Below are 12,986 nucleotides of genomic sequence, written 5' to 3' on the forward strand. Positions count from 1 at the left end.
GGCTCGACCAGCCGCGCCGCCGTCATCGGGTTGAAGCCGTCGACGCCCAGGATCTGGTCGGCCAGGAAGCGATAGCCGGCCCCCGTCTCGTCGTGGAAGCGGGCCGGATTGCCGCTGGCGAAACCCTGGACCAGGGCCCGCAGGCGGTTGGGGTTGCCGGCGTCGAAATCGGGGTGCGCCGTCAGGGCCAGGATGCGGCCGATCGCGCCCTCGCCCGGATCGCGGGCCTGGACCGAGAACCACTTGTCCAGCACCAGCGGCTCCTCGCGCCATTGGGCGTGGAAGGCGGCCAGGGCCTTCTCGGCCGGCTCGCCGCCGATCTGCACCAGGGCCGACAGGGCTCCCATGGCGTCGGTCATGTTGGCGGCGCTCTCGAAGTGGCCGACGACACGCTCGACGTTGACGGCGTGCGGGTCGGCGGCCAGCAGGTCGCAGCAGCCGTTGCGCAGGGCGCGCTTGCCGGCCGCCCGGGCGTCGGCCGAGAACTCGCCGCCGTTCTGCAGGTCGCCGTGCAGACGCCGCAGCAGGTCGCCCAGATGGACGGCGATGCGGGCCTTCAGGCTGTCGCGGGCCGCGTGGATCGCCGCCGGATCGACGGGTTCGACGGCCAGGCTGAGGTCGCCCTCGCTGGGCAGGGTCAGCAGCAGGGCCTTGAACGCCGGGTCCGAGGCGTCGTCGACCAGGGCCTTGCCCAGGGCGTCGGCGTAGCGCTCCTCGCCGACATCGTCAGGGGCGCCGGCGGCGCGGCCGAGGATGAGTTCGCGGGCCAGGGTCTGGCCGGCCTCCCAGCGGTTGAACAGGTCCGGGTCGGCGGCGAACTGCACGTAGCGGTCGACCGACCGGGTGTCGGTCGTCAGGTTCACCGGCGCCGAGAAGCCACGCAGGGCCGAGATCACCGGGGCGCTCTTCACGCCGTCCCAGCGCACGGTCCTGGTCGCGCCGTCCAGCAGCACCACCTCGCTGCCGCGCAGGCTCTCGCCCGCGCCGTCGAGCAGGCCAATGGTCACCGGGATCGGCAGGGCCCGTTTGTCCGGCTGGCCGCTGGTCGGGGCGGTCGACTGGGTGAGCGTGATCTCCAGCGCCTGGGCGACCTCGTCATAGGCGTGGGTCAGCGACACCGCCGGGGTGCCGGCCTGTTCGTACCAGGCGAAGAAATCGCCCATGTCGCGGCCCGACGCATCGGCGAAACAGGCGATGAAGGCCTCGACCGTGGTCGCCTCGCCGTCGTGGCGCTCGAAATAGAGGTCCAGGCTCTTCCTGAAGACGTCCGCGCCCAGGATGGTCTTGAGCACCCGGATCAGCTCGGAGCCCTTCTCGTAGATGGTCGCGGTGTAGAAGTTGTCGATCTTCAGATAGCTGGACGGCCGCACGGGATGGGCCAGGGGCCCGGCGTCCTCGGCGAACTGCCGGGCGCGCAGGGCCTTGACGTCCTTGATCCGCTGGACGGCCTCGCCACGCATGTCGGCGCTGAAGCTCTGGTCACGGAAGACGGTCAAGCCTTCCTTCAGGCACAGCTGGAACCAGTCGCGGCAGGTGATGCGGTTGCCGGTCCAGTTGTGGAAATATTCGTGGGCCACGACGCTTTCGATGCGCTCGTAGTCCATGTCGGTGGCGGTCTCGGGCGCGGCCAGCAGCAGGGAGCTGTTGAAGATGTTCAGCCCCTTGTTCTCCATGGCCCCGAAGTTGAAGTCGCGCACGGCGACGATCATGAACAGGTCCAGGTCGTACTCGCGGCCGAACGCCTCCTCGTCCCACTTCATCGACCGCTTGAGGGCGTCCAGGGCATAGGCGGCGCGCGGGGCCTGGCCGGGATCGACGAACACCTTCAGGGCCACGGGGCGGCCGGTCATGGTGGTGAAGCTGTCCTCCAGCACGTCCAACTCGCCCGCCACCAGGGCGAACAGATAGGCCGGCTTGGGGAAGGGGTCGTTCCAGACGGCGAAATGGCGCCCGCCCTCCAGCGCGCCGCTCCCGACCAGGTTGCCGTTGCTGAGCAGGTGGGCGAACGCCTCGTCGGCCTCGATCCGCACCGTGTAGCGGCTCAGCACGTCGGGCCGGTCGGGGAAGTAGGTGATGGTGCGGAAGCCCTCGGCCTCGCATTGGGTGCAGAACCGGCCGCCGGACATGTAGAGGCCCATCAGCGCCTTGTTGGCCGACGGGTCGATCTCGACCTCGGTGGTCAGGACGAAGGCGTCGGGCACGGCGTGGATCGTCAGGCCTTCGGCGTCGAGGGCGTATTCGTTGGCGCTCAGCGCCTGGCCGTCGATGGCCACCGAGATCAGCTTCAGTCGCTCGCCGTTCAGGAACAGGGGCTCGTCCGCCGCGCCGCTACGTTTGATCGCCAGCGTCGCCTTGACCCGCGTCGCGGCGGGTTCCAGCTGGAACTCCAGGGCGGTGGTCTCGATCCGGAATGGGAACGGGCGATAGTCCAAGAGCCGGACGGGCTGGGGCGTGTCTGTGCGCATCCGGTCAATGTAGGCAAGGCGGCGCGCCGGGGCGAGGGCGCTCTTGACCCGACAGGCAAATTGTCCGCGAGTTCGCGCCGTCACCAGGGGGCGTCGATGACCGGACGGGAATGCGGCGAGTGCGGTCAGTGCTGCAAGCTGATCGGCGTGCGCGAGCTGGAAAAGGCCCCCCACGTCTGGTGCCGCTACTACAAGCGCGGCAAGGGGTGCGGGGTCTATGAGGGCCGGCCGCAGGGCTGCGCCGACTTCGCCTGCGACTGGTTGCTGGACGATCGCCTGGACGACGCCTGGCGGCCGGACCGCAGCGGCTTCGTGCTGCACGCCGGCGATGGCGGCCGGACGATCAATGTCGAACTCGACCCGACCCAGCCCTCGGCCTGGCGGCGCGCGCCGTTCGAGGCGATCCTGCGGGGCTGGGCCAGCGCGGGCGCGGCCGAGGGGCTGGAGGTGCTGATCTGGGTCGGACGCCGTTGCTGGCGGCTGACGCCCGGCGGCGAGATCGACCTCGGCGTGGTCCGGCCGGCGGTGGAGTTCGCCTCGCACAGTCGCCTGCGCCGGCCGGGTTCGGGACGTGACTGGCCGCCGCGCGAGACCGTCGGCCGTGCCGAGCCCACCTAAACCGTTCGTCACTTGAACCGCGACATGATCCCGCCAAAGCTCGGGACAGTTTCTCGGGGATTCCATTTCATGTCGCTGACTGACGCTTCCCCATCCGCCGTCGGCCTCGACGTCGGTTCGCGCCGTTTCCTGCATCCCGGCCCGGTGCGTTGGCTGCGGTCGCTGGGCTGGGGCGCGTTGCTGTTCGTGCTGTTCGGGTTCGCCTACGGCGTGCTTGGCATGGTGACGGAGTCTGACGCCCCTTGGTTCAGCCCGTCCCAGGGCGCCTTGATCACGGCCGTGGCCAGCGTCATCGGCCTGGCCTTGTACGCGCTTCTCGTGCGGGGCGCGGAGGCGCGCTGGCCCAGCGAACTGGGTCTGAGGCAGGCCGCGCCTGAACTGCTGATCGGGCTGGTGGTCGGCGTGGCCATGATGAGCGTGGTGGTCGCGGTGCTGCTGGCGTCAGGCCTCTATGAGATTTCCGGGCCTCGCGCGGCGTCGCCCTGGAACATGATCACCGTCGCCATCTCCTCCGGCGTCTTCGAGGAGCTGATGTTCAGGGCGATCCTTCTGCGTCTCCTGATGCGCGCCTTCGGGCTCTGGCCGGCGCTGACGCTCTCGGCCGCGTTCTTCGGCTTCGTGCACCTGGGCAATGACAACGCCACCCCGACGGCGGCCGCCGCCATCGCCGTGGAAGCCGGGTTGATGCTGGCGGCCTTCTATCTGCTGACCGGACGCCTGTGGATGGCGATTGGCGTGCACGCGGCCTGGAACTTCGCCCAGGGCTGGATCTGGGGCGCGCGTGTTTCGGGCAACGAAGTCAAGGAGAGCCTGTTCCTGAGCCAGCCTCGCGCGACCGTTCCTGAATGGCTGAGCGGCGGCGCGTTCGGGCCCGAAGCCTCGGTTCCGGCGATGATCGTGGGGACCAGCGTGGCGATCGGAGTGCTGTACTGGGCCTGGAAGAAGGGGAACTTCAAGGCCCGACCCGACGCGCCTCCAGTCGTCGAGGCGGCTTAACCCGCTTCGACGATGCTGACCGCCCCTTCGGCGGCGGGAACCTCGTACAGCGCCCGCTCGATGGCGGCGGCGCGCTGGGCCAGGGCGACCAGGGCTGGCGGCGCGTCCTCGGGATGGTCGCTGGCCAGTTCGACCAGCTGGCGCGCCAGGGCGTGGAGCTGCGGCGCGGCGGCGATCAGCCGGGCCTGGAACTCCATCTTGCGCGGGTCGCGGTCGTACTCGGCCCCCGGTGTGCGCCAGCCGCCCCAGTCGTTGGAATCGGTGACCACCACCGGATAGGTGCCGGGATAGGGGTGGTGCAGGCAGTCGCTTTCCTGCTGCCACTTGTTGCGGGCTCGCAGGATGCGCCAGTTGGCGACCACGCCGCCGCCCTCGTCGTCGATCCGGTCCTCGGGCTTCAGCTCGTGGGCCTGGAACTCGCGACCCAGGCCGACGTCGTAGGTGACGCGCACGGGCTCGTCGAAGCCCTTGGCCCAGATCGGCACGATGCGCTCGATCGTCGCCCAGGCGCCGACGCTATCGACCCACACCTTCTGGTTCCGCTGGAAGACGGTCTTGGCCACGCACGCGCTCTCACAGGTTTCGAGGCCGCCATAAGAACCTGAAATCCTTGACGCGAGGTCAATCTTTCCCTGGAGCCCAAGGCGGTCCATCGTGGTCGGGCGTCGCGCCGCCATCCCACAAGAGCGGGCGCGCCAGGGAGGAAGTCCAAGTGGATTTCGACTATTCCGACGACCAGAAGTTCCTCAAGGACGAGGCGCGCAAGTTCCTCGCCGCCCGCTGCGCGCCCTCGGTGGTGCGCGGCGTGCTCGACGATCCGGCCAAGAGCTACGACGCGGGGCTGTGGAGCGCCGTGGCCGAGCAGGGCTGGCTCGGCGCGGCCATTCCCGAGCAATATAACGGCCTGGGCCTGGGGCGGGTGGAGCTGTGCGCCATCGCCGAGGAGCTGGGCCGGGCCGTGGCCCCGATCCCCTTCGCCTCGACGGTTTATGTGCTGGCCGAGGCCGTCATGGCCCACGGGACCGACGCCCAGAAGGCCGCCATCCTGCCGCGCATCGCCGCCGGCGAGCTGATCGGCTGCCTGGCGGTGTCGGAAGGGCCGGGGACGATCACCCCGTCGGCCCTGTCGGCCAAGGTCGAGGGCGGCAAGCTCTCGGGCGTCAAGATCCCGGTCACCGACGGCGACGCGGCCGGCATGGCGATCGTGTTGGCCAACGAAGGCGGCCGGCCGGGCCTGTTCCTGGTCGACCTCAAGGCCAGCGGCGTCCGCGCCGAGACCCTGGAGAGCCTGGACCCCACCCGTGGCGTCGCCCGCCTGACCTTCGACGGCGCGACGGCGGATCGGCTGGGGGAGGCCGGCCGGGGCTTCGAACTGGTCCAGGCCATCCTCGACCGCGCCGCCGTGCTGCTGGCCTTCGAACAGCTGGGCGGCGCCGACCGCTGCCTGGAGATGGCGCGGGAATACGCGCTGGGCCGCTACGCCTTCGGACGGGTGATCGCCGGCTACCAGGCGATGAAGCACAAGATGGCCGACATGTACGTCAAGAACGAGGTCGCCCGCTCCAACGCCTATTACGGGGCCTGGGCCCTGGACGTCGACGCGCCGGAACTGCCGACCGCCGCCGCCGCCGCCCGCATCGCCGCCTCCGACGCCTTCTGGTTCGCCAGCAAGGAAAGCGTCCAGGTGCATGGCGGCATGGGCTTCACCTGGGATGTCGACTGCCACCTCTATTACCGCCGTTCGCGGCAGCTCTCGCTGGTGGCCGGCTCGCCCAAGCTCTGGAAGGAGCGGCTGGTCAGCGAGCTGGAGAAGAAGAACGCAGCCTGACGCTGTCCCTCTCCCCTTGCGGGAGAGGGTGGCCCGCAGGGCCGGGTGAGGGGTCTCTCAAACCTCTCCGGACAGGCCTTTCGACCCCTCATCCGTCAGCTTCGCTGACACCTTCTCCCGCAAGGGGAGAAGGATCGGAGACAGACCATGGACTTCAACGACTCCCCCGAGGAAGCCGCCTATCGCGAGAAGGCCCGCGCCTGGCTGGCCGAGAACGCCGCCGCGCATCGCGCCGCGCATGGCGAGCCCAAGCCGACCACGCCCGAGCACATGGCCGCCGCCAAGGCCTGGCAGGCCCGCAAGGCCGGGGCCGGCTACGCCTGCATCACCTGGCCGGCCGGGGTCGGCGGGGGCGGCGGCACGCCGATCCAGTCGGTGATCTTCGGCCAGGAAGAGGCCAAGGCCGGCGTCAGCTACGGCTATTTCACCATCGGCCTGGGCATGTGCGTGCCCACGGTGATGGCCTTCGCCAACGACGAGACCAAGCAGCGCTTCGTGTCGCCCGCCGTGAAGGGCGAGGAGATCTGGTGCCAGCTGTTCTCCGAACCGGCCGGCGGCTCCGACGTCGCGGCCCTGCGGACGCGAGCGGTCAAGGACGGCGATGGCCCCGATGCGGATTGGGTCATCAACGGCCAGAAGGTCTGGACCACCGGCGCCCACTATTGCGACTACGGCATCGTCCTGGTGCGTACTGATCCCGACGTGCCCAAGCACAAGGGACTGACCATGTTCTGGATCGACATGCGCGACGCCGCCGTCGAATGCCGGCCGATCCACCAGATGTCGGGCGGTCGCGAGTTCAACGAGGTCTATTTCACCGACCTGCGGGTCAAGGACAGCCAGCGGCTGGGCGCGGTCGGCGACGGCTGGAAGGTGGCCCTGGTCACCCTGATGAACGAGCGCCTGGCGGTCGGCGGCTCGGCCGGTCCGGACTACCGCCAGGTGATGGAACTGGCGCGCGGCCTGTCGGGGCCCGGCGGTCCGGCCCTGAAGGACACCGCCTTCCGCGAGAAGCTGGCCGACTGGTACGTCAATTCCCAGGGCCTGAAATATACCCGCTTCCGCACCATGACCGCCCTGTCGCGCGGCCAGACGCCGGGCCCGGAAAGCTCGATCGGCAAGATCATCGCCGCCAACCAGCTGCAGGACCTGGCCAACACCGCCATCGAGGCGGAGGGCGAGTACGGCATCCTCACCGACCCGTCCCTGGCCCCGATGGAGGCGGCCTTCCAGCAGAGCCTGATGTGGGCCCCCGGCCTGCGGATCGCCGGTGGCACCGACGAGATCCTCAAGAACATCATCGCCGAGCGGGTGCTGGGCCTGCCGGGGGATGTGCGGGTCGACAAGGACGTGGCGTTCAAGGACATGCCGACGGGGCGGTAAGACATAAACAGTCGTCATCCCCCGCTTTATGCGGGGACCCAAGCTGAGCATCAGAACCGGAACGGTGAGCTCTGTTTGGGTCCCCCGAACAAGTCGGGGGATGACGACGATGAGAGGTGGCGGGAGGTTCTAGCTCCCCTTCACGTCCTTCGCCGCCCGCGTCAGCTGAACGAACTCCGCCCGCAGGCCGTAGGGATCCTCGCCCCGCGCGCCCTGGGCCAGGGCCGTGACGGCGTTCCAGTCGAAGCCGTCGTCCACCCACGGATCGCCCCGCAGTTTCTGGCCATAGGCCGCGACCGCCACGGCGAAGCGGGTGGCCTCGGGGGCGGCGGCCAGGTTCGACCGGACGTCGCCGGCGCCGATCGGCCGCTCGATCAGCTTCGACGCCGAACCGCCCGGCGGCTTGTAGCGGATCTTCAGGAAGGCCAGTTCGTCGCCGCCCGCCCTGGCCGGCGCCTTGTCGCCATAGCGCAGCGGGTCCGACGACGGCCGGGCGCCGACCGGGGTGATCTCGTAGATCGCCGTCACCGCCGCGCCCGAGCCCACCTCGCCGGCGTCGACCTGGTCGTTGTTGAAGTCCTCGCGATTGAGCAGCCGGGTCTCGTAGCCGATCAGCCGGTACTCGGCGACCTTGGCCGGGTTGAACTCGACCTGGATCTTGACGTCGTCGGCGATCGGGAAGAGGGCGCTGTCGAAGTCATCGCGCAACAGCTTGCGCGCCTCCTGCAGGCTGTCGACATAGGCCGCCGTGCCGTTGCCGTTCTGGGCCAGGGCCTGCATCATCGTGTCGTTGTAGTTGCCGCGGCCAAAGCCGTAGACCGACAGGTAGACGCCGCTCTTGCGCTGGTCGCTGACGAAGTCCTTCAGCCGCGCTGGATCGGCGATCCCGACATTGAAGTCGCCGTCGGTCAGCAGGATCACCCGGTTGACCGCCTTGGGGTCGAGGTTCTGCTTGGCCAGGGCATAGGCCAGCTCCAGCCCCTGGCCGCCGGCGGTCGAGCCGCCGGATTGCAGGGCCGTCAGGGCGCAGCGCATCTTCAGCTTCGAGCGCCCGTCGGTGGGCGACAGGACCGCGCCGGCCGAGCCGGCATAGGCCACCATCGACACCCGGTCCTGCGGCCGCAGCTGGTCGATCAGCACGTTCAGCGCCTTCTTGGCCAGCGGCAGGCGGTCCTCGCCGGACATCGAGCCGGAGGTGTCGATCAGGAACACCAGGTTCAGCGGCGGCTGGTCGGCGCGCGGCGCGGCGTAGCCCTGGACGCCGATGTGCAGCAACTGGCGATCCTTGGACCAGGGCGAGGGGACCACCGCCACGGTCGGCTTGAACGGCGCGTCCTTGGCGGTGGGGCGGGCGTAGCCGTAGTCGAAATAGTTGATCAGCTCCTCGACCCGGACGGCGTCGCGGGGCGGGGCGCTGGCGTCGTTCAGGAAGCGGCGGACATTGGCGTAGGCGGCGGTGTCGACGTCGATCGAGAAGGTCGAGACCGGCTCGTCGGCCACGCGCTTGACCGGGTTGGCGACGGCGCCGGGATACTTCTCGGTGTCGCGGGCCTGGGGGGCGAAGGCTGGAGACGGCATGACCGGCGACGCGTAGCCGTAGACCGCTGGCGGGGGCGGAGCGGGCGCCTTCGATTCGGAGCGCGGCTGTATCGACGGGATCGGCAAGGGCGGCGGGGCCATGCCGACCGGCGCACCCTGAGCCATGGTGGCGCGGCGGGGCGAGGTGAGGCGATGGTCGCGTTCGCTTGACGCGACATAGCCCAGGGCGGCGCACGCCTCGGGCGTCACCGCGCCGTCGCCGGGAGACGACAGGGCCAGGCTGGGCGCGCTCGCGCCGCCGGCGATCAGCAGGGAAAGGGCGGTGGAGCCGAGGATGCGAAGGCCGGATGACGCCATGACCGGAGGTCCTCTCAGGGTTGCGGGTCATGCTGCCGCTCGGCCTGTGGCGAAAGCGGGGCCGTGTCACGAAACCGAAGGATTTCTCCGAGGCGACAAACCTTCTGTGGGCAGTTCCGTGACAGCTTCGCGAACGATGTTCCGCGAGCTTGACAGTGTTTCAGCCCGGGCACATGAGTGAACTGTAAATCATGGTTAACGGCGTGCTGAGGGGGAGCGATGCACGAGACCAGCACGGCTGCTGCTCGCTTCGCCGCGCTCCGGCGCAGCTTGGCCTATCTGATCGACAATCGCGCGATGCTGGCCCGCCGGATTCCGGTCGGCGCGGTGGTGGCGGCCGTGGTGATCCCGCTGGTCGGCTGCGACACCGGCCCCAGCTTCTGGTTCCACAAACGCGCCTCCGCCTGCCCGCGTCCCCAGGCGGCGCAAGGGGTTTCCGGCCAGTTCAATCAGCAGCAGCAGGAGATCCGCGCCCTGCGCCAGGGCGGTTTCCGTGGTGACTTCTTCGCCCAGCTGGAGCTGGCCCGCCGCTACGAGGGCCAGCGCGCGGTCGACAAGAACCTCGAGGACCCGGTCGAGGCGGCGGTCTGGTACGCCATGGCCCTGGCCAACGCCGGCGGCTATTCGCCGATCGCCGCCTATGAGCGGCGGGGCGGCAAGGACAGCGGCGCGCTGTCGCGATTCGACGACTGCCGGGCCTTCGAGCGGCATGCCGCCTACGGCGCCCTGGACCGCCTGCTGTCACGGATGTCGACCGAGGAGCGCGAGAAGGTCCGCAACCGCGTGATCTACGTCCTCTCCACCCAGGGGGCCGACGGCTACCGGGTGCTGGCGCGGATGCACGACGGCTTCTTCGGCCCCTTCGGCGAGCCGTCCGACAACCTGCAGGCCATCGAGGCCTACGGTTCGCGCAAGCGCACCGGCGCCCCGGCCGCCCTCGACCTGTTCCGGCGCAACGACGTCGACGCCTATCTCTACAATTACCTGGCGGTGCAGACCGGCGACGTCTCGGCCTATGTGATGCTCAAGGACTTCGAGCGTTCCTCGCCGCAGCGGGCCTCGTACGGCGGCTTCGTCGAGACCAAGGCCAAGCGCTGGATTCCGCCCTACGAGTTCTATCCGCCCGAATCGCCGGACTCCGGCGTGCCGCATTCCGACGAGAGCGATCCGTCGGGCGACGCCAAGGAGGCGGCGCTGGCGCGGCTGGGCGAGCTGCCCTTCGTCCATATCGGCGAGGCCCTGGCCTATCTGCGGGTGATCCCGTCGCCGCTGCTCGACGAGCGGCTGCTGAGCACGAACGACGCCCAGACCTTCCAGGCGATGATCGGCCGGCCGATCACCGGCCGCCTGTCGGGCGTCGAGAAGGTGCGCGCCATCCAGTACGCGGCGGTCAACGGCTCGTCCAAGGCCCAGCTGGTGCTGGCGGTGATGTACTCCGAGGGGGTCGGCGTGCCGCGCGACTACGCCCGCGCCTATCACTGGTACGAGGAGGCCGAGCGCCAGGGTTCGGCCGAGGCCAAGTACGCCATGTCGACCTTCTTCTCGCTGGGCCTGCAGGGCGTGGCCGACCAGGACCGGGCCAAGGCCGTGGTCTACCAGCTGGACGGCGCCCTGGCCGGCTTCAAGCCGTCGGTCTGGCGGCTGCAGCAGCTGCTGTCGCAGGTCTCGCGCCCGCCGCGCGCCGCCGGCGAACGCGCCCGGCCCTATATCGAAAGGGACTACCGATGACCCGCTTGCGCCAGCTTGTCGCGGCCCTGGCGGTGGCGACCCTCGGGTTCGGCGTGCTGCCGGAGGCCGCCGTCGCCGGCTCGCCCGACGCCAAGATCGACCAGCAGATCCGCCCGTGCTTCGGCCTGCTGCTCGAGCCGAACCTGTCGACCGGCTGCCGGGTCAAGCACTACCGCAAGTACAAGCCGCGCTACGGCACGGGCTACGGCCACGGCCGCGGCGGTCGCTACCGGACCTGGGTCGACTGCGACCGCGCCTATCCGGGCGAGGTCAGCGACGTGCTCGATCGGCTGTACGAGGGCGACACCCTGACCCTGCGCTCGCGCGGCGGCGGGGCCTGCGTCGATTCCCTGAATGTCACCAAGTCGGTGACCATCGTCGCCGACGGTTACGCGCCGACCCGCGGCCGGCCGATCCTGGTCGCCCCGGCCGGCCAGCCCTGCATCCGCATCGCCGCCGGCGTGCAGTATGTGGTCATCGAGGGCCTGGGCATCGACGCCCTGCGCGCCGGTTCGGCCTCGTGCATCACCGGCCGCGCCACCGAACTGGCGCTGAAGAACGTGGTCATCCGCTACGACGGCGACGCCTCGGCCCTCGACCTGGGCGAAAGCCGGCTGGAAGCCTCGAACGTCACCTTCATCGGCCGCACCCGCCAGGCGGTGGTCAAGGCCACCGGCGCGATCATGGCCGACAATGTCGAGGTCGCGGCCACCGCCATCGGCGCGGCCTTCGAGGCCGGCGAGGACAGCCGCATCCGCGACTTCCGCGTCGTCCGCCTGGGCGACTGGACGGGCTCCAGCCGCAGCCGCAATTCGGCGGGCTTCGTGCTGGCCGGCATGAACCGCTCGCAGCTGGTGCAGATCGAGGGCCTCTATGTCGACGGCTTCTCGCGCGGCATCTATGTGGGCGGCGGCGACGAGACCACCCTGCTGCGGCCCGTGGTCCGCGACAGCGACTGGGCCGTGGTGCTGGAAAACGCCGACCTGCGGGTGCTGGAGGGCAAGCTGGAAGCCACCGACGTGGGCGTCTATGCCGGCTCGGGCACGGTCTACGCCGCCGACAACGCCATCGCCGGGGTGATGCGCGCCGGCCTGTTCGCCGACAACGGCGCCCAGGTGCGGGCCCGCGACAACCGCGTCTACGCCAGGCCCGGCGGCTGCGAGGCCCTGATCACGGGCTATTTCGACGGCAAGCTGACCTGCCGGCCGTGGTTCGAGGGACCGGAGCTGTTCCGCACGCCGCGCGACCGGGCCCGGCTGGATTTCGACGGCTACTGGCCGACGGCCAGCCTGACGACCGCCGCCGCCGCGCCGCGCCTGCCGGGCGACGGCCTGGCTGGAGGGGCGCCGGACCTGCAGGACGCCTCGGCCGCCGCCGGCGGCCCGGTCGGCCCCGGTTCGCCCCAGCCCTATGCGCCGCAAGGAGGGACCTCGCGATGAGCAAGTTCGCCGCTGGCCTGCTGGCCGTCTTGATCGCTTCCGCCGCCACCACCGGCGCCTGGGCCCAGGAGGCCGGGGCCCAGCGTGACGGTCCGCCCAATGGGCGTCGCGCCATGCCTTGCGGCGCGCCCCTGACCGGCGAGGCGCCCGACGTCATGACCTATGACCGGGCCACGGGCACCCAGGTGTTCGTCGGGGGCAGGGGCCAGACCGAGGTCAGCGCCTTCAACCGCGACACCGGCTCGTCCGCCGCCCTGCGGGGCGACCTGTCCAAGCCCGGCGTCGCCGAGGCCTGCGCCGTCGACAGGCTGTCGGGCGACGCCTACCGGGTGAACTCCGACGGCCCGGGTGACATGGCCGTCAGCGGCCGCACCGGCCGGACCGGCGAGCGCTGGGCGTTCCGGGCCCCGGACGGCTCGACCCAGTATTGGGACCCACGCGCCGACAACCGCTGCTTCCGCGAGGGCGTGGGGATGCAGGCGAACGGCTCGCTGGCTTCGGGTCCGCGCCCCGATCCGCGTGACGGCCAAGGGCGGTCGGGATGCTGAGGACGGCGCTGCTGCTTGGCGGGCTGGTCCTGGCGCTGAGCGCCTGCGGTCCGCGCTACGAATATCGGCCCGGCGGCGGCCCGCC

The 12,986-nt window shown here is 70.3% G+C and carries 10 protein-coding genes; 7 read left to right on the top strand and 3 right to left on the bottom strand.

The window, feature by feature from the left end; translation table 11 throughout:
- Nucleotides 1-2,465 (bottom strand): aminopeptidase N (gene pepN / locus PMI01_RS15890; protein ID WP_007670914.1); only part of this gene is annotated, 2,465 nt, incomplete at its 3' end.
- Nucleotides 2,466-2,561: 96 nt separating this feature from the next.
- Here pepN and PMI01_RS15895 point away from each other — a divergent pair.
- Nucleotides 2,562-3,083 (top strand): hypothetical protein, encoded by a 522-nt coding sequence (locus tag PMI01_RS15895; protein ID WP_007670915.1) that lies wholly within the window; start codon nt 2,562-2,564, stop codon nt 3,081-3,083.
- Nucleotides 3,084-3,152: 69 nt separating this feature from the next.
- Nucleotides 3,153-4,079, top strand: a complete 927-nt coding sequence (locus PMI01_RS15900) for a CPBP family intramembrane glutamic endopeptidase (RefSeq protein ID WP_007670929.1) — start codon at nt 3,153-3,155, stop codon at nt 4,077-4,079.
- Here the strand turns inward: PMI01_RS15900 and PMI01_RS15905 are convergent.
- Complete coding sequence (locus PMI01_RS15905) at nt 4,076-4,642, bottom strand: hypothetical protein (protein WP_007670930.1); 567 nt, start codon at nt 4,640-4,642, stop codon at nt 4,076-4,078. The genes PMI01_RS15900 and PMI01_RS15905 overlap by 4 nt on opposite strands.
- A 149-nt stretch (nt 4,643-4,791) precedes the next feature.
- Here PMI01_RS15905 and PMI01_RS15910 point away from each other — a divergent pair, with 149 nt between their 5' ends.
- Both PMI01_RS15910 and PMI01_RS15915 read left to right on the top strand, forming a co-directional pair.
- The gene (locus PMI01_RS15910; RefSeq protein WP_007670932.1) at nt 4,792-5,907 is read left to right on the top strand and encodes an acyl-CoA dehydrogenase family protein; all 1,116 of its coding nucleotides are present in this window, start codon (nt 4,792-4,794) and stop codon (nt 5,905-5,907) included.
- A gap of 147 nt (nt 5,908-6,054) precedes the next feature.
- Nucleotides 6,055-7,290, top strand: coding sequence for an acyl-CoA dehydrogenase family protein (locus tag PMI01_RS15915; protein ID WP_007670934.1), 1,236 nt, complete (start codon nt 6,055-6,057; stop codon nt 7,288-7,290).
- A 129-nt stretch (nt 7,291-7,419) separates the two neighbouring features.
- On the opposite strand, the gene PMI01_RS15920 is transcribed toward PMI01_RS15915, so the two are convergent.
- The gene (locus PMI01_RS15920) at nt 7,420-9,186 is read right to left on the bottom strand and encodes a vWA domain-containing protein (protein ID WP_007670936.1); all 1,767 of its coding nucleotides are present in this window, start codon (nt 9,184-9,186) and stop codon (nt 7,420-7,422) included.
- 219 nt (nt 9,187-9,405) lie between these two features.
- Between PMI01_RS15920 and PMI01_RS15925 the strand changes: the two genes are divergently transcribed.
- Genes PMI01_RS15925 through PMI01_RS15935 form a run of 3 tightly spaced genes read left to right on the top strand, consistent with a single transcriptional unit; the run spans nt 9,406 to nt 12,901 of the window.
- On the top strand, nt 9,406-10,914 hold the full coding sequence (locus PMI01_RS15925; protein WP_007670937.1) for a tetratricopeptide repeat protein: 1,509 nt from the start codon (nt 9,406-9,408) through the stop codon (nt 10,912-10,914).
- On the top strand, nt 10,911-12,353 hold the full coding sequence (locus PMI01_RS15930; RefSeq protein ID WP_007670940.1) for a hypothetical protein: 1,443 nt from the start codon (nt 10,911-10,913) through the stop codon (nt 12,351-12,353). The genes PMI01_RS15925 and PMI01_RS15930 overlap by 4 nt, the downstream gene beginning before the upstream one ends.
- Nucleotides 12,350-12,901: a hypothetical protein gene (locus PMI01_RS15935; protein ID WP_007670942.1), complete on the top strand. Its 552-nt coding sequence runs from the start codon at nt 12,350-12,352 to the stop codon at nt 12,899-12,901. Before PMI01_RS15930 ends, PMI01_RS15935 begins: the two co-directional genes overlap by 4 nt.
- The last annotated feature ends 85 nt before the right edge of the window (nt 12,902-12,986 follow it).

The sequence above is a fragment of the Caulobacter sp. AP07 genome, from assembly GCF_000281955.1.
Lineage (GTDB): Bacteria > Pseudomonadota > Alphaproteobacteria > Caulobacterales > Caulobacteraceae > Caulobacter.